This is a genomic window from Clostridium sp. (assembly GCF_029267215.1).
Classification (GTDB): domain Bacteria; phylum Bacillota; class Clostridia; order Clostridiales; family Clostridiaceae; genus Sarcina.
The window spans coordinates 18,020-40,051 of the sequence record NZ_JARIDH010000032.1; the positions used below are offsets into that span (position 1 = coordinate 18,020).

Genomic DNA, 22,032 nt, shown 5'->3' on the forward strand with positions numbered 1-22,032 from the left:
AAAGAGAATAAAAATTTTTTAAATTCTTATTCTCTAGAACATCTAATTATTCATATATTTATCTATTGCATCTGAAAGAGCACCAAACTCAGCTAAACTTAAAGTTTCTCCTCTTCTCTTTGGATCTATTCCTGATTCTTCATATGCTTTTTGCATAAGTTCTTTATCAAGTTTTATATTCTTAGTTGCATTCCATAAAGTTTTTCTTCTCATATTGAATGCATGTCTAACAATCTCAAAGAATAATTTTTCATTATTAACCTTAACACTTGGTTCTTCTAATCTTTCTAATCTTATTACTATAGAATCAACCTTTGGTCTTGGTATAAAGCATGAAGGTGGTACTTTTCTAACAATCTTAGTATTGCAGTAATATTGTACTAAAATTGATAATGCGCCATAATCCTTACAATTTGGTTCTGCATTCATTCTCTCTGCAACTTCTTTTTGAATCATTATTGTTAATGATTTAAAATTATATCCACCTTTTAATAGATTTACTATTATAGGAGTTGTTACATAGTATGGTAAGTTAGCAACAAGCTTAACACTCTTCTCTTCTCCTATAATTTCATTAAAATCTACTTTTAAGGCATCATTATGTATTAATTGAAATTTTTGATTATCTCCAAGCTCGGCTGTTAATATTGGTATTAATGAACTATCTAGCTCAATAGCAACAACCCTCTTAGCTCTCTTAAGCAACTGGGCAGTAAGTGTACCAACCCCAGGTCCAATCTCTATTACTAAATCCTCTTCATTAACATCTGCCCCATTAACTATATCTCTAGGCACAGACTCATCTATTAGGAAGTTTTGTCCTAAACTTTTTGAAAATCTAAAGTTATACTTTTGAACAAGCTCCTTGGTCTTGATATCTTTTATATCGTTTATATCCATTCATTTTTCTCCTATATCATTTTTTCTATCTTTTCTATAGCTTTAACAAATTCTTCTTTTGTTATGCCATAGTTATTTAATCTTGAAAGAACTTGGTTTGCATTACCATAACCAATTCTTAATTCTTTTCCAAGCAATTCTCTTCTAAGCTTTGCTTTTGGATCTGCTGATAATCCAAAGTATATTAAATCTTGTATTGTAAACTCTTCTCTCTTATCTTCAAGTGTTATTTTTGCACTTTCTAAAGCTTTTATAATAGCTTCTGGGCAAGCATTTTCCACACCTATATTTCCATCCTTAGCTCTTGTTCCTTCTTCTCTTCCAATATAAGCATGTTTAACACCTTTAACTCTCTTAGAAATTATATTTCTTATTTTTTCCCCAGCAAAATCAGGATCAGTAAGAACTATAACACCCTTTCTCTTCTGTGCTTCCTTTATTCTCTCTATTACCTTTGCATTTATTCCAAACCCACCAACAGCAATCATTTCGGCATCCACAGCTTTTTTTACTGCTGTTATATCATCTCTTCCTTCAACTACGATAACTTCTTTAATCAAGGTCAAAACTCCCTTTCTAATTATAAATACTTAAATTAAGCATTCTCCATTTATGTAAATATATTTTCATTCATCAATGTTTAATTTATAAAACTCTATTTAATTTCTAAATAGATATATTATATATAAATTTTTTTATAAAAAGCTACGTGAGCCTTACTACAACATTATAACAGATTATATTATAACAAAACTTATATTTAATTATAAGTAAAAATACTAAGCTTTTACATTTTACTATTTTTCCAAAAAAATTAGAGGGTTCTAAAAGACCTAAATCTTTTAGACTCCCTCTTTAATTTCTTTTACCATTCTCCTGGATAAGCTATAACATAAAGATTAATATTTCTTCTTCCCCAAGCTTTACATTCAGATGAAGAATTTAAGAATATATCTATTATATTATTTTTTATAGCTCCACCAGTGTCCTCAGCTATTGCATAGCCATATCCTTCAACATAAACCTTTGTTCCTAAAGGTATAACTCTTGGATCTACTGCTATTGTACTTAAACCACCTGGATTTCTCTTAGGCACTGTACCTGTGGCAGTTATTCCATCTCCAGAATAAGCTGTAGCTTGGACTGCTATTTTCTTTTTATAATTTATATTGTCATTTCCTCTTGAAAGAACTAACTCTTCCTTAGTTCCTTTTGTAATGATTTGATTAACTGGCTCCTTGACAACTTTAGATTCAACTACTTCTCTTGAAACTTCTTGGCCATTTTCCATAACTACTTTTATAGTTACTTCTTTTTCTCCATTAACTCCTTCTTGAGTAGTTTTTTTAACACCTTTATCTAAGTTTTTATCTTCTTTTATTTCAGTTTCAAATTCAATCAGTTCTTTCTCAACTATTGTTTTTTCATGAACTCTTGTAATTTTTACTTTTAAATCTTTAGATAGTTCTGTGTCCATTGAAGGTTCAACCTTATCTAAATTGTTGATAGTTATTCCTTCTTTAACCAGCATATCCTTTACTGAATTCTCAGCAGAATCTATCTTAATATCTTTTCCATCAACCATTACTTCCACTGGAACTGCTTTTTTAATCTTTATAACATCATCATTAGATAATTTCGTTGTTAAGCTTGGCTCAACTTTATCCTTATCTGATAAATAAATTCCTTCTTGATTTAAAACTGCTTGTACATTTCCTTTAAATGTAGTAACCTCAATTTTATTTCCGTCTAAATCTATAATTATATTTTTATGTGCTGTTGCACCAATTATTACAGAGCATGTTAATAATACTCCACATACACTTAATATAATTTTACTGTTTTTCGAGGCAACCTTCTCTTTCAATGCCTTAAATATTTTTTTCATGTAACTTCCCCCTTTTAGGCAAGAGTCATTTCGACATTATATATTACCTTTTCAAGTATGTCAAATTTACTGACTCTATTTTTTATACTTTTAGTTGTAAATTATAATAAATAATTGACCTCTGCTTATACAGGGATTTGGATAATAATGGTTAATTAATATTCAAAAGAAGTACACTATAGTATATTAGTGTACTCCATTTATTATTACTTATATTTTTCATTAGTTTAATATTTTTTACATATTAAATTTTAAATAAATCACTCTTATTTTTAAGTAAAATTTCATTCATTTCTTCTCCAGAAACTCCTCTAATTTCACTCATCTTGTCTATTATAAATTCTATATAATCTGACTGGTTTCTTTTTCCTCTAAAAGGAACTGGTGCCATGAATGGACAATCTGTTTCAACCAGCATTCTATCTGAAGGTATTTCCTTACAAACTTCCACTAATTTCTTTGCATTTTTAAATGTTAAAACACCTGTAAATCCTATATAATATCCAAGCTTAATACATTCTTTTGCAAATTCAACAGAACCTGAAAAACAATGTATAACCCCTTTTACATTAGGAAATTCTTTCATGATTTCTAAAGTGTCCCCATGTGCATCTCTATCATGAATTATTACAGGTAAATTTAACTCATCTGCCAGTTTCATTTGCGCTCTAAAAACTTCTTTTTGAACTTCCTTTGGTGGATTTTCTTCCCAGTAATAATCTAGTCCAATTTCACCTATAGCTTTAACTTTTTCTTCTTTAACATATTCTTTTATTTCTTTTACAACTTCCTCATTAAATTCATCTGCATTTTCTGGATGAATTCCAACAGCTGCATAGAAAATATCAAAATCTCTTGAAAGTTCAACTGATTTTCTTAATCCATATAAATCAGAACCGCAGTTTAAAATTCCAACAACCCCATTATTTTCTAATTCTTTTACAAGATTTTCTCTGTCCTCATTAAAATCTTTTGAATCATAATGTGCATGTGTATCAAATATTTTGTACTTCATAATTTTCTCCTTCTCTCCTTACATATACATTGTAGATAAAAGTGGTGAAAGTATTCCTAAAATCCCACCTAATAAAGCTCCAAGCCAAGTTATAGCCTTAAGTTCCTTATTTGCTATTCCTAAAATTATTTCCTCTGCATAATCAACTTCAAAAGCATTAATCTGCTCTTCAACTATAGAAGAAATATCCACTATTTCAAGAACTTTAGATGATTTATTATCCACAAAATCATTATAAAGATTGTCTAAAATACTCATTATCTTATCTTCTAGTTTTTGTCTATTATAACATATATCACCCAGAGTTTTCTGTAAAAATTTAGAAAATAATTTTTCTATTACTTCACTAATTTGTAAACTTAACTTAGAATCATTAATAATTTTTGAAATAATTAAATCACCACTCAATATTAAGGTGCTTTCATAATCCCCAAATAAAGCTTTTAAAAGTTCATCATAACTTGTAAATTCAGATAATTTCTCATTAATTTTTTCAATCAATAAATTTTTATTATCTTCTTCAAAAACCTTTTTAGCTACTTTATTTCCTAATGTTTCAGAAATAATGCTAAACTTATCCTCTCCAATATTTTGTGCAACATCACTTATTTTTTTATTCATACTCTCTTGAATAAATATTAAGACTGCATCACATAAATATTCTTTATTTTCTTCTTTATCTAAAGCTGAGTCTATTAAAGAAACAATTTTTCCATATATCACATCACCATTTAAAAACATAGATACTATAGAAGGAATATTTTCATTTATAGCACCTTTTATTTTAAATGATACCTCTTCATCCCTTAATAACTTTTTAATAATTTCAGCAAGTGTATCCTTTTGAGATTTAACATATTCCTCAATTGTTGGCTTTAGGGCTTCTGGAACTAACTCATTTATTAATCTCTCATCATTTTCTAAAGCTTTTAATTCTTTTAAAATACCACTTTCTAATGCTTTACTAGTTTTTTCTTCAGATAAAACTTTATCAACTAACTTTTTAAATTTTTCACTATTTAAAAACTGTGATATTTTCTCTGGCTTCTTACTTAATTGTTCCTTTAATGCATCAACAATGTAAAATTTAAGCTTATTCTTAAACTCTTCTTCTTTAATTGAATTTAAAATAGACTTACTAATTTGTTTTATAGTATCTGATTTTAAAGAATAATATTCTTCTCCTATATAATTTTTTAAAATCTCTTCAATAGCCTCATCACTTTCAATTAACTTTTCTATTTTATTTTTAGCCATCTCATCAAATTTCAATTTAACCTTATCATTTTTTAAGGCTTTTGTTAAACTATCAGAATTTAACAAATGGGTTCCAACAGTTTCTCCAACCTTATTAGCAATTCTACTTTTTTCTTTTGGTATTAAACCTGGTGTAAAAGGAACTTTCATTCCAAATATGTATTTTGCTTCTCTTGGTCTAAATAACATCTTTATAGCTAACCAGTTTGTTATATACCCTATAACCCCTCCAATCAAAGCTCCTATAAGATAAATTTTCATTTATTTTTCACTCCTACCTATTAAATTTTCCCCTTAATAGTGTACACTATTAATATTCATATTAATATAATACTACTTATTTTAAAAAGGTGGGTGATAAAATGAACATCAATAAAGTAATAGCTTTAAAGAAATGCAAATTATTTTCTCAATTTACAGATGAAGATATTAAATCACTTCTTAACTCAGGATTTGCATCCTTAAAATCATATACTAAAGAAGATTTATTATTCTCAGAAGGAGAACAATGTAAATTTTTAAGCGTAGTAATAGATGGTACTATAGAAATTCAAAAATTAGATTCCAATGGTAATCTTCTAGTTGTTGCTACCCTAAACAAAGGAAATGTTTTTGGTGAAAACCTTCTTTTTGGAGATAGAAACACTTATCCTATGTCTGTTGTTTCAAAAAACAATACTGAAGTTTTACATATAAATAAAGATTACATATATAAACTTTGTTCAACTAACGAGTGTTTTTTAAGGGAAATATTAAGAATACTTTCAAATAAAGCCCTAAACCTAAGCTCAAAACTAAAACAAGTAACAATGAAATCCATAAGAGAAATGATTTCTTCATATTTGTTAGAAAGATATGAAAGTGAAAAGAACGAAACCATAAAACTTGAATTTTCAAGAAAAGCATGGGCTGATAAACTAGGAGTGCAAAGACCCTCTCTTTCTAGAGAACTTATGAAAATGAGAGATGCTGGTTTAATAGACTTTTCAAAAGATATAATAATAATAAAAGATATGAAAGCCTTAAAAGAAAACTTATTTTAAATAAAATGTTAATATTTTTATACCCTTTTGACACATAACTGCCACATAACAAGATTAATATAATAACTGTAACGTAGCTAAAACACTAATTTAATTTTACCCCTTAAATAGTCCTTGAACGGTTTGTCCCCCTTACGCAAATGTCAAGGACTATTAAGTTTAATCAATTTAAAATTTCTATATAATAATTCCTAACCTTAAACCTTTAAATTAAGTTAAGCCTTGTTTCTTACATTAATTAGAATCAAAGCTTAACTTAATTTTTTTATTAGGTCTTAAAAAAACTCCCATATTCAATAAAGCTATTTTTATTGAATACAAGAGTCCTTTTATAATCTATAAAATTTCCTATCTTACTTGGCTTCCAGTTAATAATTCACCTGGATTAACTAATAATAACTCAGAATCATCTGAAGGGGCTGCAGCAAGTATCATACCTTGTGATAACTCCCCTCTTAATTTAACTGGTTTTAAGTTAGCAACTAATACTACATACTTTCCAACTAATTCTTCTGGTTTATAGTGCATAGCTATTCCTGAAATAACCTGTCTTTCTTCTCCACCTAAATCAACTTTAAGTTTTAATAACTTTTTAGCTTTTTTAACTGGCTCACACTCTAAAACCTTAACAACTCTTAAATCAATTTTATCAAAGTCCTCTATAGTTATTTCTTCTTTTATTGGATTTTTAACTAATTCTTCATTAGCTGGTTTAACTTTAGCTGGTTTTAAAGCTTCTAATTCTGCTAATTTTTCCTCAACATCTATTCTTGGGAATATAACATCACCTTTAACAACCTTTTCTCCAGCAATTGTTCCATTAAACTCTTTTAAACTTTCCCAAGTTATTAACTTATTGTTTAACTGATCATTTATTTTTTCACTAGCCTCTGTTAAAAATGGTGAAACCATTACTGAAACAAATCTTAAGGTTTCAAGTAAGTTATATAAAACTGTGCCTAATCTTTCTTTCTTATCTTCATCCTTAGCAAGTATCCAAGGAGTTGTTTCATCTATATATTTATTAGCTCTGCTTATTAAAGTCCAGATATTTTCTAAAGCTTCTGGTATTTTTAAAGCATCTATGCTAGCTTCCACTTTTTTAGGAGTAGCTAAAGCTAAGTTTATTAATTCATCGTCTATAGCCTCTTTACAAGTTGGTGCTTGAATAACTCCATCAAAATATTTATAAACCATAGCTATTGTTCTTGATAAAAGATTACCTAAGTCATTAGCTAAGTCTGTATTTACTTTTTTAATGAATATTTCATTATTGAATAATCCATCTGAACCAAATGGTATTTCTCTTAATAAGTAATATCTTACAGCGTCTGCTCCAAACATATTAACTAATACTACTGGGTCAACAACGTTACCCTTTGATTTTGACATTTTTCCTCCATCAACAAGTAACCATCCATGACCAAATACTTGCTTAGGTAATTCTAAACCTAAAGCCATTAACATTATTGGCCAATAAATTGTATGGAATCTTAAAATATCCTTTCCTATTAAATGAACATCAGCTGGCCAGAATTTTTTATATAATTCTTGATTCTCTTGACCATATCCTAAGGTAGTTATATAGTTTGATAATGCATCTATCCAAACATAGATAACATGTTTTTCATCAAAACTTACTGGAATTCCCCAAGTAAAACTTGTTCTTGAAACACAAAGGTCTTGTAATCCTGGTCTTAAGAAGTTATTTAACATTTCATTCTTTCTTGATTCTGGTTGAATAAAATCAGGATGTTCTTCTATATACTTAATTAATCTATCAGCATATTTGCTCATTTTGAAGAAATAAGCTTCTTCCTTAGCTTTTTCAACTGGTCTTCCACAATCAGGACAATTTCCATTTACTAATTGAGTTTCAGTCCAGAATGACTCACATGGAGTACAATATAAACCTTCATATGAATCCTTATAAATATCTCCTTGATCATATAACTTTTTGAAAATCTCTTGAACAGCTTTCACATGATAATCATCAGTTGTTCTAATAAATTTATCATAGCTTATATTCATCATTTTCCAAAGATCTTTTATTCCTGCAACTATTTCATCAACATGCTCTTTTGGAGTAATACCTTTTTCATTCGCTATTCTCTCTATTTTTTGACCATGTTCATCAGTTCCTGTTAAAAACATAACCTCATGACCTGTAAGTCTTTTAAATCTTGCTATAGCATCAGCTGCCACTGTAGTATAAGTATTACCTATATGTAGGTTAGTTGATGGGTAATAAATAGGTGTTGTAATGTAATAAGGTTTTTTACACATTTATTTCTTCCTCCTCTTTCATTTACTACTATTATTTACATTATTTCAAAAATTAAAAAGCCTCTATGGGAATTCCCATAGAGGCGTTAATTACGCGATACCACTCTATTTCATGCTTTCGTCACCAAAAACATCTCACTAAGTAACTCCTAAATATAAGTTTATTTTATTACTTTGCAATATAACGGTTGCCACCGTACCTTTCTAAGATTATTTCCTCAAAAAGTCTGCTCCAAGTCCATATTCACAAAGCTTCCTGTCTCTGGCTTTCACCTACCCCAGCTCTCTTTTGCACCATCTACTTCATTACTCTTCTCTTCATAGCATTTATTTACTTAATTTAAATTATATGATTAGTTCATTGGTACTGTCAATCGTTTTTCTACACAAATACTCATATATTCTATATTTCTTATAGTTTATAATAAATAAAAAATATTATATACTATCTATATTAACTCAATATCTTAAATTATTAGGGGGTTTTAATTCATGAAAGGTTTTACCTTACCTAAAATAGGTGCGAGAAACTTAAAAACAGCCTTGGCTGTTAGCTTATGTATAATAATTTTTGAACTAATTGATAGACCATATCCATTTTACGCATGCATAGCAGCAGTAATTTGTATGAAAGATACTGTGGAAAATTCTATGTCAATAGGTAAAAATAGAATGATTGGAACTATAACAGGAGCTTGTGTTGGAATTCTTCTTACATTTATAGCAAGAAGCTTTAATCTTACAAATTTTCAAGGAATAATAACTGGCATAGGGATTGTACTAACAATTTATTTACTAAATATATTTAAAAAGAATGGTTCAGTTGTAATAGCTTGTATTGTGTGTATAGCTATAATGACAAACCTTCATGGCAGAACACCATATTCATATGCAATAAACAGAGTTATTGATACATTCATAGGCATAATAATAGCTCTTTTAATAAATAATTATATATATAAATATAGAAAAATAGTAAAAAAAGATTTAGAAAATATAGAAGAAAAAATACTAAGACTTGAAAAAGAAGTTAAAGAAGATATTAAAAAAAATAAAAAATAGAAGAAATTAATTCTTCTATTTTTTAATTTAATTAATTATTATTTATGGCAAACTCATCAACTTTCTTACCAAATATCATTGTAAATATAAATAAAGCGACTAAAGCCATAGGTAATACAATCCAGAAATTTAATCCAAGTCCTGCTGGTATATATCCAAATAATACTGTTATAGCCCCAACAAATAAAGCATACCAAATCTGAGTTCTAACATGTTCTATATGGTCACATCCTGATCCTGTTGATGAAAGTATTGTTGTATCTGATATTGGAGAACAATGATCTCCAAATATTGCTCCTGTTAAGACTGCTGATGTACTAACTATAACAAACTGCCACTCTGGATTTATAGCATAAGCTAAAGGAATTGCTAAAGGCATCAAAATTCCCATGGTTCCATAAGCTGTACCTGTTGCAAATGCTATGACTGAACCTAAAACAAATATTATTGAAGGTAGTAAAAATGCTGGTATTCTATCAGATAATATTCCAACTAAATAAGGTGCTGTTCCAAGTTCTTTTATTACTGAACTTAATGACCAAGCTAATATAAGAATTACTCCTGTTATAAGAAGTCCTTTCATTCCTTCAATCCATATTCCAATCCCTTCTGATATTGTAAATATTTTTCTTACTACTCCTAAAATTAAAGCAACCATTGTAGCCAATAATGCTGATTGGAATAAAACAATTGAAGCATCTGCATTTGAAAATGCTGCTTGTATGCTAGAAAAACTTAATGGAGAATTATTCATCATTTCTATGATTTTTAAATCTTCTCCTCCCATTATAGTTACCCATCCACTATAATAGAATCCTATTAATGAAGAACCTATTAAAACACCTATTGGAATTATTGCATTCCAAATACTTAATTTAACCCCTTCTATTGGTTCTAAATCTTCACTGTCTACAGAAACCTCAGTTATAGGTAAAACTTCTCCTTTTCTTGCCCTTCTCTCTGCTTTAAGCATTGGCCCAAATTCCCTTAAGGTTAAAGCTGATATAACAACAAAAGCTAAAATTAATATATTATAAAATCTATAAGGTATAGTCTCTAAAAAAACTCCAAATCCGTCAGCTTCTATTCCCACACTTTTAAGTGCATCACCTATTAAACCAACTTCTAACCCTATCCATGTTGAAATTATTGCTAAGCCTGCAATTGGAGCAGCTGTAGCATCTATAACGAAAGCTAATTTCTCTCTTGAAACTCCTAATTTGTCAGTAACTGGCCTCATTATAGGTCCAACTATTAATGAATTAGCATAATCATCAAAGAAAACTGCTAATCCTAAAAGCCAAGTTGTAATCTGAGCACTTTTCACAGTCTTTGCCTTCTTTGCTAATGCCTCTGCAATAGCCTTAGCACCTCCCATTTTAGCAACCAAATGAATCACTCCTCCAATAACTAAAACCTGAAGAATTATTCCTGCATTCCATGGATCTGCTAAGGAATTTAAAGCTCTGTAAGTAAAATCAATAAATCCTTGTGATAATGATTGAAGAATATTAAATCCATTAATTTGAAGCATTATACATCCAGTAATTGTGCCTATGAATAATGACACTATAACATTCTTTGTTATAAAAGCTAAAACAATAGAAACTAATGGTGGTAATACAGTCCAAGCCCCAAATTTTACTGAATTAACCGCTGCAATATCTTCTGTTGCAAATACTAATGTTGAACAAAGCATTGTCATAATAAAAATTGCTAAAAAAACCTGTAATCTTGTTCTTTTTTTCATATTAAAGCCCCCTTAAAATTTTAGTGAATTAATTTATAGAGGTATATCTTTTCATTACTATTATCCCTAAACTTTTTATATTTATAAAAAAGACCTTAGGTTTATCAACCTAAGGTCTTAATAGTCATGAAATTTATTAAAAACAAATTATACATTACTAATAATTATTCCCTAAGATGATAGCACTCCACAAATCTTCTTGTGACAGTGTTACATATATTCTATGTAACCCCAGCAATTAGCATTAAAGCATCCGCTAAAAACTTCGGCAACCATCCCTTTCCTAAAAACTTCATCGTTGCTTAACTCAGTTTTAGTACTTTTGATTAATCGCACCTCTACCTCTTTTAAATTATTCACTTCATATTATTATATACATTTATATCCTATAAGTATGCATAATTCAATACAAATTTCAATTTATTAACTATTTATTAAAAAAATCCAGATTTTATTATTGAAATTAAAAGCCAAAAACCAAAGATACCAGCAGCTACAAATCCAATAACCCCCAAAATAGGTACTCCTCTTAAAGTAGGACCAATCTTTGAATCAACAATCAAAGAAGAACCTATTATAATACAACCCACAATAACTGCAAAGGCAATTCTATTTACCATTCTATTTAAATCAGTTAAAGGCTTATCTAATCCAGTTACCTCTATTTGAACCTTAGTTCTACCATTTGATAAACTATCAACTAACTCAGAAAATTTAGCAGGTATTTCAAAGCTTTTTGAAGCAAATTTATATGCCCCAATAATAAGTTTATCCTTATCTAAACTATTTAACATTTCTTCTTTATTTCTCTCTTTTATATAAGGGAAAATACATTCCATTATTTCTAATTCAGGGTCTATTTTTGCAACAACCCCTTCTAATATAACAATTGATCTAACAAGTGCTACAAATTCCTTTGGAAACTCAAGATTATTTCTATCTGTAATATCAAAAACTTCTTTAAATAAATTAGATATTTTAATATTTTTCAATGAAGCATTTATGTATTTTTTAACCATAGTATTTAAATCGTCATACAAAACTGAAATTTTAACTGGTCCTTTTTTTACTCCAACAGCATTAACAAAATCAACTAAAGTATCAATATCCTCTAAAGCCATTGCTATCATTGCCTTTGTAAGCCATTTTTTTAAATTTGAATCTAACTCACCAACTAGTCCAAAATCCAAGAAATATATCTTTCCATCCTTTATAAAAATATTACCTGGATGAGGATCCCCATGAAAAAATCCATCTTCAAAAACTTGTTTAAAGAAAGAATTCGCTAGTTTATTAGCAATATCTTTTTTATCATATCCTTTTCGTTCCAATCCCTCATGATCAGTTATTTTAATTCCTTCTATATACTCCATTGTCAATACTCTTTTTGAAGTTAAATTATCAATGATTTCTGGAACATCCACACAAGCTACATTCTCGTTTAACCTCCTAAATTTATCTAAATTATCAGCTTCTTTAAAGAAATCTAATTCATTTAATGTAGCCTCTTCAATTTCTTTAAAAGCCTCAAAAGGATTCACTAAAGTATTAGATATATGAGATGCAGCTATTCTACTTAGCCTTCTTAAAATACTTAAATCAAGTATCATCTTCTCTTCTATTTTATAATGCTGGACTTTAACAACAACTTCCCTTCCATCAAGCAAAACAGCTCTATGAACCTGTGCAATAGAAGCTGATGCTAATGGCTCCTTACTAAAATATTTAAAATAATTTTTAATCCCTACTCCAAATGATTCCTCAAAAATTTCTTCAACCTTATCAAAACTTGTTATTTCATTTTTATCCTGAAGTTTTTCAAGTTCCTCAATATAAGCTTTAGGAAGTAAATCTGGCCTTGTACTTAAAATCTGACCTATTTTAACAAAAGTAGCTCCTAATTCTTCTAATGCCTCTCTAAAAGCTTGTGGTCTTGGCTCCACCTTATTATTAGGCATCTTACTAGAAACTAAAAAATCAAATCCATAGTAAGTAAAAACTCTAACTATCTCTTTTAACCTTTGTACTTTCTTTTTTTTACTCATAAATTCACCTCCTGACCAATTATTTCATTTTCCACTAAATACAATAAATAAAACTATGGACTATACCAAACTAATTTGATACAGTCCTATATCTATATTATTCTTCTCTATTATTTAATTTATCTTCTAATACTTTAACTCTTTCTCTAAGCCTATTAATTTCCTCCAGTGTTTCCTTATTAGCCTCATCATACATAGCCTTAAAATCTTCCTTAGTTAATGGTTTTAATTTTTCTAATTTATCATTTATTTCAATAGTTGCTTCCTGTGTTTTTTCCTGAACATTTCTTTTTAATTCCTCTGAAAGAACTTTTCCATCCTCCACAGTCATTTTTCCTTTTGAAACCATATCCACAATAAAAGAATCTGCTTTTTCATAAGCTGTTGCAGCTGTTCCAACTCCTGCTAACAAAGCTTTTTTGAGTTCATTAATCATAATTATCATCTCCTAAAACCATATATTTTTATTTTATTCTTAATTTTAAATTATCTAATTATAATCTTAATTTATTCAAAAATACAAGTATTATACTTAGGTATTTTTTTAATCTCCTAAAAACAAATACCTAAGTAAGCAGTCTACGCAGTTTTTAAGATAGAATGCTTACTTAATTTAAGTTATCTATTAGCCATGAAGTTTTCTATATCCTCTACAGATTTTATACACTCTTTAGTTAATACTTCACACCCATCTTTAGTTACCAAAACATCATCTTCTATCCTTATTCCTATGCTTTCTTCCTCTATATATAAGCCAGGTTCTACAGTATAAACCATACCTTCTTCTAATATTATATTTCTTTTACCAACATCATGAGTATCAAGACCTAAACTATGACCTATTGAATGGAAGTAATATTTTCTATAATCCTTCTTATCCTCAACAAGACCAAGTCTTACACAAGCTTCTGCTAATAAATCATTAGCCTTTTCATTTAATTCAACAAATCCTATTCCCGGTCTAATAGAATTTATTATCTCTTCATTAACCTTTAAAACTTCTTCATAAACTTCTTTTTGTCTTGGTGAGAACTTACCGTTTATAGGGAAAGTTCTTGATATATCACCATTGTAGTAGTTTACTTGAGCCCCTAAATCAAATAAAATTAAATCTCCATCTTTCATTTCACTATTATTATCAACATAGTGTAAAGTGGCCGCATTAACACCTGCTGCTGCTATTGTTTTAAATGCAAAATCCTTAACACCATGTTGTTTTAAGTAGAAATCAAAATAAGCCTCTAATTCATATTCTTTCATCCCTGGCTTACACTCTTTCATTAAAAGCTCTACACCCTTAGCTGTTATGTGGGCAGCTTTCTTAATTTCCTTAACTTCTTCTCCACACTTAACTTGTCTTAAAGCTGCAATTTTACTATAAGCATCTTTTATAATTATTTGTGGATATTTATCTCTAATTTCTTTTGCAAAAGCCTGACTCTTACTTATTTCTTCACCATAATTAAATCTCTCTAAATCTAAATAAAGTTTATCAACTATTCCGTTAACAAATAATCCATTTAAATCACTTTCAAATTGTTCTAAATACTTAATATTTTCTATCCCTGAAACTTCCCTAGCTTCATAATCTCTTATTGTTTTTCCAGTCCATTTTTCTTGTTCTAAATTTGGTCTTAAAATATATAACTCTTCCTCAACAACGCTATTAGTTTTCTTAATAACTAATATATGTTTTTCTTCATCAATACCAGTTAAATAGTAAAAATTTCTGTTAGGAGTAAATGGGAAATACTCATCAGCAGTCTTTCTCTTTGCCTCTCCTGCAAACAATACTAATACTGAGTTATTATCTAATTGCTTTGATAAATTCTCTCTATGTTTAGTAAAAACTAATTTATTCATATAAATCCCTCCAATTCCTATTTATTAAATTTTACCATATATAAAATCTAAAATCTTAATCTTTCACATAATATCTTTTTATTTTTTACTAAAAAAATACTCACTAGTTATCTAGTGAGTATTTATTATTTATCTTAGTACAAAGCTATTAAACTCTGTCTTTTTTGCCTTCGAAAGCATTAATATACATTTGCTTTATTTCACTAATTAATGGGTATCTTGGGTTAGCTCCTGTACATTGGTCATCGAATGCATCTTCACTCATTTTTTCTAATGTAGCGTAGAAGGCTTCTTTTGAAACTCCACATTCAGCTATTGTTGTAGGAATTCCAACAGTCTTCTTAAGACCATCTATAGCTTTGATTAAGTTGTTAACTTTTTCGTCTTCATTCTTTCCACCTAATCCTAAGTAATCAGCTACTACGGCATATCTCCATTTAGCATTAGGATACTTGTATTGTGGGAATGCAGCTTGTTTTCTTGGATTGTCAACAGCATTGAACTTTATTACTTGGTCTATTAAAATTCCATTAGCAACTCCGTGAGCTATATGGTGTTCTGATCCTAATTTGTGTGCCATTGAGTGACATACTCCTAAGAATGCGTTAGCAAATGCCATACCTGCCATTGTTGAAGCATGAGCCATTTTCTCTCTTGCTTTAACATTTGTAGTTCCCTCAGCATAAGCTTGTGGTAAGTATTTAAATATTAATCTTATAGCTTCTAAAGCTAATCCATTAGTATATTCTGATGCTAAAACTGAAACATAAGCTTCCAAAGCATGAGTTAATGCGTCTATTCCTGATGCAGCTGTTAATCCTTTTGGCATATTCATCATAAGCTCAGCATCAATAATAGCCATATCTGGAGTTAACTCATAGTCTGCTAGTGGGTATTTTACTCCTGTCTCTTCATCAGTTATAACCGCGAATGGTGTTACCTCTGATCCAGTACCAGCTGATGTTGGAACTGCTATCATCATAGCTTTTTCACCCATAGTTGGGAATGGATAAACTCTCTTTCTAATATCCATAAATCTCATTGCTAAATCTTCAAAAGCAACTTCTGGATGTTCATACATTACCCACATAATCTTAGCAGCATCCATTGGTGAACCTCCACCAAGAGATATTATTGTATCTGGTTGATAGCTTCTCATTGCTTCAGCTCCTTTTTTAGCACATGCTAAAGTTGGATCTGGAGTAACTTCTGAGAATACTCTGAAATCTACACCTATTTCTTCTAAAACATTTGTTATTTTATCAACATATCCTAGACTAGCTAATACGTTATCTGTTACTATAAATACTTTCTTTTTGTTTAAATCTTTTAATTCTCTAAGAGCAACTCCTAAAGCACCATATTTGAAGTAAACTTTTTCTGGAACTCTGAACCAAAGCATATTTTCTCTCCTTTCAGCTACACTCTTAACATTTAATAAGTGTTTAGGACCAACGTTTTCTGAAACTGAGTTTCCACCCCATGATCCACAACCTAAAGTTAATGATGGTGCTAGCTTAAAGTTATATATATCTCCGATTGCTCCTTGAGTTGATGGCATATTGATTATTGTTCTACCAGTTTTCATAGTTGCACCGAATTTAGCAATTCTATCTTGTGATTTCATTCTATCAGTATATAAAACTGAAGTATGTCCGAATCCACCAAGTTCAACTAATCTTTCAGCTTTAGTTAAAGCTTCTTCAAAATTAGCAACTCTATACATTCCTAATACTGGTGATAATTTTTCATGTGAGAATGGCTCTTCTAATTCAACTGATTCAACTTCACCAATTAAAACTTTAGTGTCCTTTGGAACTTTAACACCAGCCATGTCAGCTATTTTCCATGCTGATTGACCAACTATATTAGCATTTAAGTTACCATTTATTAAAATTGTTTTTCTTACTTTGTCTATTTCTTTATCTTTTAAGAAGTAAGCACCTCTATCAGCAAACTCTTTTCTTACTTTATCATAAACTTCATCAACAACTAATACTGTTTGCTCTGATGCACAGATAACTCCGTTATCAAAAGTTTTTGATAATAATATTGAGTTTACAGCCATTTTTAAGTGAGCTGTCTCATCTATTATAGCTGGTGTATTACCTGCTCCAACTCCGATAGCTGGTTTTCCTGATGAGTAAGCTGCTTTAACCATTCCTGGACCACCAGTAGCTAATATTATATCAGCTTCTGACATTAATACTTGTGACATTTCAACTGATGGCTCATCTATCCATCCAATTATATCTTTTGGAGCTCCTGCTTTAACAGCTGCATCTAAAACAACTTTAGCTGCCTCTATTGTTGAGTTTTTAGCTCTTGGATGTGGTGAGAAGAATACAGCATTTCTAGTCTTTAATGATATTAAAGCTTTGAAGATTGCTGTTGATGTTGGATTTGTAGTAGGAACTATTGCTGCTACAACTCCTATTGGCTCAGCTATTTTAGTGATACCAAATGATTCATCTTTTTCTATAACTCCACAAGTTTTATCATCTTTATATTTGTTGTATATATATTCAGCAGCGAAATGGTTTTTGATAACTTTATCTTCTACTATTCCCATTCCTGACTCTTCAACAGCCATTTTAGCTAATTTTATTCTCTCATTATTAGCTGCTACTGCTGCTTGTCTGAAAATTTCATCTACTTGTTCTTGAGAAAATTTTGAAAACTCTTTTTGAGCTGCTCTAACTTTCTCTAATCTAAGCATTAATTCATCTACATTTGTTACTTTCATGATACCCACCTCATTATAGATTAGTTTCTATTTTTATAATATATGTAAAATTTAATTAAAAGCATTTTAGTTATTTTTTTAACTTTAATAATATTCCATTTAATGATATTTTTATCATTAAATTTTGTACCTTTTTATTTGTAAGCTTTTTCATACTTTCTAAAAAAGTAATTTACCAACCTTACGAAATTATAATATCATCTTTCACTTCTAAAATCCAGACTTTTTTTTACATTTATTACATTTTATCGGCAAAAAATTGTTATTTATTTAACTATTTTGTGATTTTTTTATCAACTCTAAATATTTATATTTTAGTTAAACGATTTCTGTAATATTTTGGATTATTTCTAATCACTATTCAAATTTAAATTAAATTCATCTTTTGTGTCTTATTTTCATAATATTATATTGCTAAATTTTAAATATTTTATTCATTTAAATTCCAAAGAAAATACTTACTACTATTACAGCCATAATTATAGCTGTTAAATCAGCCATAAAAGCTGCCCAAAAAGTATGTCTTATCTTTTTAATGCCTACAGCACCAAAATACACAGTCAATGTATAGAATATAGTTTCTGTTCCACCCATTATCACTGAAGCTATCAATCCTTCTCTAGTATCAGGGCCTACTGTGTTTATAAGTTCTGTATAAATTCCTAATGCCCCACTTCCTGATAATGGTTTAATTAATACTAAAGGAACCACCTCTTTAGGAAGTCTTATTAATGAAACAAAAGGTTCCATAAAGTCATTTAATAAATTAAGTAAATTTGCATCTTTAAAAATTTTAATTGCAATCATCATAGCTAATAAAGCAGGAAATATTTTAAAACATACTATTAACCCCTCCTTTGCACCTTCTAAAAACCATTCATAAACTTTTCTTCCTTTAAACATTCCATAACAAACTATTAAAAGAAATATTATTGGAATTATGTTACTTGAAAACAAATATTTACTCCTCCTTTTAAAAATATCTCTGAAGTATCTTACAACATATTATTCCTATACAACATGAAGTAAATGTAGCTATTATTGCTGGTAGTATTATACTAGCTGGTTCACTTGATCCTGCGGCTGCTCTAATTGAAACAACAGTTGATGGAATAAGTTGAATACATGATGCATTTATAACTAAAAATAAAGCCATATCATTGGATGCTTTTCCATCCTTTTCTTTATTTATCTTATTTAATTCAACCATAGCTTTAATCCCAAAAGGAGTGGCTGCATTTGATAATCCAAACATATTGGCGGTTAAATTCATTACTATTGCTCCCATAGCCTCATCATTCTCAGAACTCTCTTTAAATATTTTCCTTAATATAGGTTTTAATAACTTAGCAATTTTTGAAGTAAGTCCACTTTTTTCTGCTATTTTCATTACTCCACACCAAAAACACATTATTCCAACTAATGAAATTATGAAATTCACAGCACCTTCTGATGACTCTATTATTCCCTTTGTAATCAACTCTCCCTGGCCTGTCATTATGCTAAAAACCAACCCTGAAGCTATAATAGCAAACCATATATAATTAATCATGTCTCCTCCCTACTCACAAGTAATTTCTGTATAATATATGCCTTGCGTAGAAAGAATAGTAGTGTTACCATAAAACTACAAAGAACGAATTTACTTCAAAGGAGAATTTTTATGAACGAGAATAATTTAAAATTAGCTCAACAAGATATTGATGAGGTTTTAAAAACAGTTGAAGAATTAGAGGGACAAATAGAAGATTTATCAAAAGATGATATAAAACAAAAATTCGTTACGTTAACTGAAAAGGTAAGAAAACTTGAAAATCTATTAAAAGATGAAGGTATTATATAAATAAAAAGCTTGGTTTATCAATTTCTAAACCAAGCTTTTTTTTGTTTTCTATAATTTATTTTCCATAAGCTATTGATATTTTAATTATTATTTATTAAACATATCCTACCACTTCTTCTTTATCTTCTTTTTTGAATTCTTTCACAACAAATATTCCTGTTATTACTGTTGATAAGAAATCTGAAGTTGTACCAGCTAACCAAACACCTATTAATCCTAAACCAGCTACTTTAGGCAATATAATTGTAAGTGGAATTAACAAAATTACCTGTCTTAACAAACTTAAAAAGGTTGCAAGTTTAGCTTTACCAATGGCTTGGAAGTAATTTGATCCTATTATTGGTATTCCTATAATAGGCATCATTAATAAGTAAATTCTTAATCCTGGAATACCAATTTCTAATAACTGTGGATCTGAGTTAAACATACTTATTGCAACTTCTGGGAATGTTTGAATTAGTATTCCACCAATTACTAATATTACAGATGCTACTGCCATTGCAAGTTTTAATGTTTTCTGAGCTCTCTCATATTTCTTAGCCCCATAATTATATCCTATAATAGGTTGTGACCCTTGATTTATTCCAAATATAGGCATTAAAAATATCATTGAAATTGATGATATTACTGCCATTGCACCTATTGCTAAATCCCCACCATAGTTTTTTAATGAATTATTAGCTACTATTTGGACTGCACTTGCTGCCATTTGCATTGAGAAAGGTGCAATTCCTATTGCTACTATTAATTTTACTATCCTCCATTCTAATTTAAATGTTTTAAACTTAAATTTTAAATTTGAAGAACCTAATGTATAGTAATATAACATTATTACTGTTGTTACAATCTGAGAAATTACTGTTGCCCATGCAGCCCCTTTAATTCCTAAGCCCAATCCAAAAATAAATACAGCATCTAAAATAACATTTACTATACATCCTAATATCATTATTGCTGCTGACATTTTAGGATTTCCATCTGCCCTAATTGTACTATTTAAAGAAAATGACATTAAGTTAAATATTGTTCCAAGTAATATTACATTTATATATTCCTTAGCATAAAATATTGTTGATTCACTAGCGCCAAATAAACTTAATATATTATTAGCAAATATAATTCCTACTACTGTTAATATTATTGATATTAAAGTTATTAAAATTACAGAATTACCTAAAATCTTCTCTGCATCTTTTCTATTATTTTGTCCAAATTTTATAGATATGTTTGCAGTTGCACCTATACCTATAAGCATTCCAAAACCAAGTAATATAGACATAATAGGCATTGTTATACCTACTCCTGTTATTGCCATAGGTCCAACTTTTGGTATATGTCCTATAAAGGCTCTATCAACTATGTTGTAAAGCGCATTAACAAGCATTCCTATAATTGCAGGTACAGAATACTTAATTAAAAGTTTAATTTCTGATTCTTCCCCTAATATTTTTTGATTTTTCATAATCCTTCCTCCTTTGAATCTATACTTCTTAAATATATGCATTAGTCTATTATACATTAATATTATTTTTTCATAAGATATAAAAAAATCATAACCACCTGTAAAATATGTGTTTTAATCTAGTCCTATAAAGGCATGTTATTGGCTGTAGTATTCATTAAATACAACAAAAAGACTAAAAGTACCTCTACTCTTAGTCTTTATATTTCTATTTGACAATATCTCCATATATTATATTGCCAGCAATTAAATTTAAGCTAGTTGTTAGATTTAATACTATTGATAATACTATAATAGAAATAATATTTTTACCTAAAAACATGGCTAGTCCCATAGTTAAAAAGTTTAATATTATCATAAGTAACATCTGCTTTAATAATACATCTAAGAAGTTTTCTTTAATAACTGAAAAACTCTTCTTTATACTGTCCATTGTATTCTTATTTTCAAATATGCAGCACTGCATAGCTATTACAAAAAATATTGATAATACAATTCCTATTGGTGCAAAGAATCTTGTGCCAAAGGATATTGTAAAATTTTGAATCATAAATACTGATAGTGGAAATATAGGATCTTTAAATGATGATTTTATTGCATCTATCCATTTCATCTTTGATCCACTTGTAAAACTACTAGTAACTTTAACTATCGCTATAGAAAAAAATCCTAAAGCAAGCATACTTATTACAGATATTATTGGGTTACCTGCTCCTAAAAAGCTAGGTATAGTAAATAGTATTGTTATTGTTATAATGTCTAGTAAGTTTTTACTAAATGTATTGAAAACTGTTTTTATAAATTGACCAGCAGGCATGTTTTTTCTAACACTCTGTTGCATAAGTTTCCTCCAAACAAAAATTTAACCTTCG

At 29.0% G+C, this 22,032-nt stretch carries 18 protein-coding genes, 1 riboswitch and 1 other annotated feature; of the genes, 3 read left to right on the forward strand and 15 right to left on the reverse strand.

From position 1 onward, the window contains the following. Positions 1-42: 42 nt before the first annotated feature. The 5 genes from rsmA to Q1K13_RS05065 all read right to left on the reverse strand — a co-directional run bounded on the left by rsmA (position 43) and on the right by Q1K13_RS05065 (position 5,321). Positions 43-900, reverse strand: coding sequence for a 16S rRNA (adenine(1518)-N(6)/adenine(1519)-N(6))-dimethyltransferase RsmA (rsmA, locus tag Q1K13_RS05045; RefSeq protein ID WP_300348151.1), 858 nt, complete (start codon positions 898-900; stop codon positions 43-45). An 11-nt stretch (positions 901-911) separates the two neighbouring features. After that, positions 912-1,460, reverse strand: coding sequence for a ribonuclease M5 (rnmV, locus tag Q1K13_RS05050; RefSeq protein WP_300348153.1), 549 nt, complete (start codon positions 1,458-1,460; stop codon positions 912-914). A gap of 305 nt (positions 1,461-1,765) precedes the next feature. Next, positions 1,766-2,788 (reverse strand): resuscitation-promoting factor, encoded by a 1,023-nt coding sequence (locus tag Q1K13_RS05055; RefSeq protein ID WP_300348156.1) that lies wholly within the window; start codon positions 2,786-2,788, stop codon positions 1,766-1,768. Positions 2,789-3,032: 244 nt separating this feature from the next. Then, entirely contained in the window at positions 3,033-3,803 is a 771-nt protein-coding gene (locus Q1K13_RS05060) for a TatD family hydrolase (RefSeq protein WP_300348158.1), read from the reverse strand. Between the two features lie 18 nt (positions 3,804-3,821). Continuing rightward, positions 3,822-5,321: a DUF445 family protein gene (locus Q1K13_RS05065; RefSeq protein WP_300348161.1), complete on the reverse strand. Its 1,500-nt coding sequence runs from the start codon at positions 5,319-5,321 to the stop codon at positions 3,822-3,824. A 101-nt stretch (positions 5,322-5,422) separates the two neighbouring features. On the opposite strand from Q1K13_RS05065, the gene Q1K13_RS05070 reads away from it, so the two are divergent. Then, positions 5,423-6,103 carry a Crp/Fnr family transcriptional regulator gene (locus Q1K13_RS05070; protein ID WP_300348162.1) on the forward strand — a complete coding sequence of 227 codons (681 nt, stop codon included), beginning with the start codon at positions 5,423-5,425 and terminating at the stop codon, positions 6,101-6,103. A 348-nt stretch (positions 6,104-6,451) separates the two neighbouring features. On the opposite strand, the gene metG is transcribed toward Q1K13_RS05070, so the two are convergent. Beyond that, on the reverse strand, positions 6,452-8,389 hold the full coding sequence (metG, locus tag Q1K13_RS05075) for a methionine--tRNA ligase (protein ID WP_300348163.1): 1,938 nt from the start codon (positions 8,387-8,389) through the stop codon (positions 6,452-6,454). A 76-nt stretch (positions 8,390-8,465) separates the two neighbouring features. Beyond that, positions 8,466-8,720: a binding site (T-box leader), on the reverse strand. A gap of 161 nt (positions 8,721-8,881) precedes the next feature. Between metG and Q1K13_RS05080 the strand changes: the two genes are divergently transcribed. Then, a complete protein-coding gene (locus Q1K13_RS05080) occupies positions 8,882-9,451 on the forward strand; it encodes an FUSC family protein (RefSeq protein ID WP_300348164.1) in 570 nt (189 codons plus the stop codon). A gap of 31 nt (positions 9,452-9,482) precedes the next feature. Here Q1K13_RS05080 and Q1K13_RS05085 read toward each other — a convergent pair whose 3' ends face one another. The 7 genes from Q1K13_RS05085 to Q1K13_RS05115 all read right to left on the reverse strand — a co-directional run bounded on the left by Q1K13_RS05085 (position 9,483) and on the right by Q1K13_RS05115 (position 19,407). Then, positions 9,483-11,201: a Na+/H+ antiporter NhaC family protein gene (locus Q1K13_RS05085; RefSeq protein ID WP_300348165.1), complete on the reverse strand. Its 1,719-nt coding sequence runs from the start codon at positions 11,199-11,201 to the stop codon at positions 9,483-9,485. A 172-nt stretch (positions 11,202-11,373) separates the two neighbouring features. Continuing rightward, positions 11,374-11,550, reverse strand: a riboswitch (Lysine riboswitch). 85 nt (positions 11,551-11,635) lie between these two features. Further along, the gene (locus Q1K13_RS05090; protein ID WP_300348167.1) at positions 11,636-13,246 is read right to left on the reverse strand and encodes an ABC1 kinase family protein; all 1,611 of its coding nucleotides are present in this window, start codon (positions 13,244-13,246) and stop codon (positions 11,636-11,638) included. 97 nt (positions 13,247-13,343) lie between these two features. Next, the gene (locus Q1K13_RS05095; protein WP_300348169.1) at positions 13,344-13,682 is read right to left on the reverse strand and encodes a phasin family protein; all 339 of its coding nucleotides are present in this window, start codon (positions 13,680-13,682) and stop codon (positions 13,344-13,346) included. A 182-nt stretch (positions 13,683-13,864) separates the two neighbouring features. Then, complete coding sequence (locus Q1K13_RS05100; protein ID WP_300348172.1) at positions 13,865-15,109, reverse strand: aminopeptidase P family protein; 1,245 nt, start codon at positions 15,107-15,109, stop codon at positions 13,865-13,867. Positions 15,110-15,257: 148 nt separating this feature from the next. Then, positions 15,258-17,855, reverse strand: a complete 2,598-nt coding sequence (gene adhE / locus Q1K13_RS05105; protein ID WP_300348174.1) for a bifunctional acetaldehyde-CoA/alcohol dehydrogenase — start codon at positions 17,853-17,855, stop codon at positions 15,258-15,260. A 438-nt stretch (positions 17,856-18,293) separates the two neighbouring features. Then, the gene (locus Q1K13_RS05110) at positions 18,294-18,812 is read right to left on the reverse strand and encodes a spore maturation protein (protein WP_300348176.1); all 519 of its coding nucleotides are present in this window, start codon (positions 18,810-18,812) and stop codon (positions 18,294-18,296) included. A gap of 16 nt (positions 18,813-18,828) precedes the next feature. Continuing rightward, positions 18,829-19,407: a nucleoside recognition domain-containing protein gene (locus Q1K13_RS05115; protein WP_300348177.1), complete on the reverse strand. Its 579-nt coding sequence runs from the start codon at positions 19,405-19,407 to the stop codon at positions 18,829-18,831. A gap of 111 nt (positions 19,408-19,518) precedes the next feature. On the opposite strand from Q1K13_RS05115, the gene Q1K13_RS05120 reads away from it, so the two are divergent. Continuing rightward, complete coding sequence (locus Q1K13_RS05120; RefSeq protein ID WP_300348178.1) at positions 19,519-19,698, forward strand: hypothetical protein; 180 nt, start codon at positions 19,519-19,521, stop codon at positions 19,696-19,698. Between the two features lie 94 nt (positions 19,699-19,792). Here Q1K13_RS05120 and Q1K13_RS05125 read toward each other — a convergent pair whose 3' ends face one another. Together Q1K13_RS05125 and Q1K13_RS05130 are read right to left on the reverse strand one after the other, a co-directional pair. Continuing rightward, on the reverse strand, positions 19,793-21,160 hold the full coding sequence (locus tag Q1K13_RS05125) for an MATE family efflux transporter (protein WP_300348180.1): 1,368 nt from the start codon (positions 21,158-21,160) through the stop codon (positions 19,793-19,795). A 208-nt stretch (positions 21,161-21,368) separates the two neighbouring features. Beyond that, entirely contained in the window at positions 21,369-22,001 is a 633-nt protein-coding gene (locus tag Q1K13_RS05130; protein ID WP_300348182.1) for a hypothetical protein, read from the reverse strand. Positions 22,002-22,032: the final 31 nt, after the last annotated feature.

Bases quoted from the DNA above. Each gene is read 5' to 3' on its own strand.
- rsmA (WP_300348151.1), bottom strand. From the start codon at position 900: ATGGATATAAACGATATAAAAGATATCAAGACCAAGGAGCTTGTTCAA.
- Q1K13_RS05055 (WP_300348156.1), bottom strand. From the start codon at position 2,788: ATGAAAAAAATATTTAAGGCATTGAAAGAGAAGGTTGCCTCGAAAAAC.
- Q1K13_RS05095 (WP_300348169.1), bottom strand. From the start codon at position 13,682: ATGATTAATGAACTCAAAAAAGCTTTGTTAGCAGGAGTTGGAACAGCT.
- Q1K13_RS05085 (WP_300348165.1), bottom strand. From the start codon at position 11,201: ATGAAAAAAAGAACAAGATTACAGGTTTTTTTAGCAATTTTTATTATG.
- Q1K13_RS05065 (WP_300348161.1), bottom strand. From the start codon at position 5,321: ATGAAAATTTATCTTATAGGAGCTTTGATTGGAGGGGTTATAGGGTAT.
- Q1K13_RS05130 (WP_300348182.1), bottom strand. From the start codon at position 22,001: ATGCAACAGAGTGTTAGAAAAAACATGCCTGCTGGTCAATTTATAAAA.
- Q1K13_RS05125 (WP_300348180.1), bottom strand. From the start codon at position 21,160: ATGAAAAATCAAAAAATATTAGGGGAAGAATCAGAAATTAAACTTTTA.
- Q1K13_RS05120 (WP_300348178.1), top strand. From the start codon at position 19,519: ATGAACGAGAATAATTTAAAATTAGCTCAACAAGATATTGATGAGGTT.
- metG (WP_300348163.1), bottom strand. From the start codon at position 8,389: ATGTGTAAAAAACCTTATTACATTACAACACCTATTTATTACCCATCA.
- Q1K13_RS05115 (WP_300348177.1), bottom strand. From the start codon at position 19,407: ATGATTAATTATATATGGTTTGCTATTATAGCTTCAGGGTTGGTTTTT.
- adhE (WP_300348174.1), bottom strand. From the start codon at position 17,855: ATGAAAGTAACAAATGTAGATGAATTAATGCTTAGATTAGAGAAAGTT.
- Q1K13_RS05100 (WP_300348172.1), bottom strand. From the start codon at position 15,109: ATGAATAAATTAGTTTTTACTAAACATAGAGAGAATTTATCAAAGCAA.
- Q1K13_RS05060 (WP_300348158.1), bottom strand. From the start codon at position 3,803: ATGAAGTACAAAATATTTGATACACATGCACATTATGATTCAAAAGAT.
- Q1K13_RS05070 (WP_300348162.1), top strand. From the start codon at position 5,423: ATGAACATCAATAAAGTAATAGCTTTAAAGAAATGCAAATTATTTTCT.
- Q1K13_RS05080 (WP_300348164.1), top strand. From the start codon at position 8,882: ATGAAAGGTTTTACCTTACCTAAAATAGGTGCGAGAAACTTAAAAACA.
- Q1K13_RS05090 (WP_300348167.1), bottom strand. From the start codon at position 13,246: ATGAGTAAAAAAAAGAAAGTACAAAGGTTAAAAGAGATAGTTAGAGTT.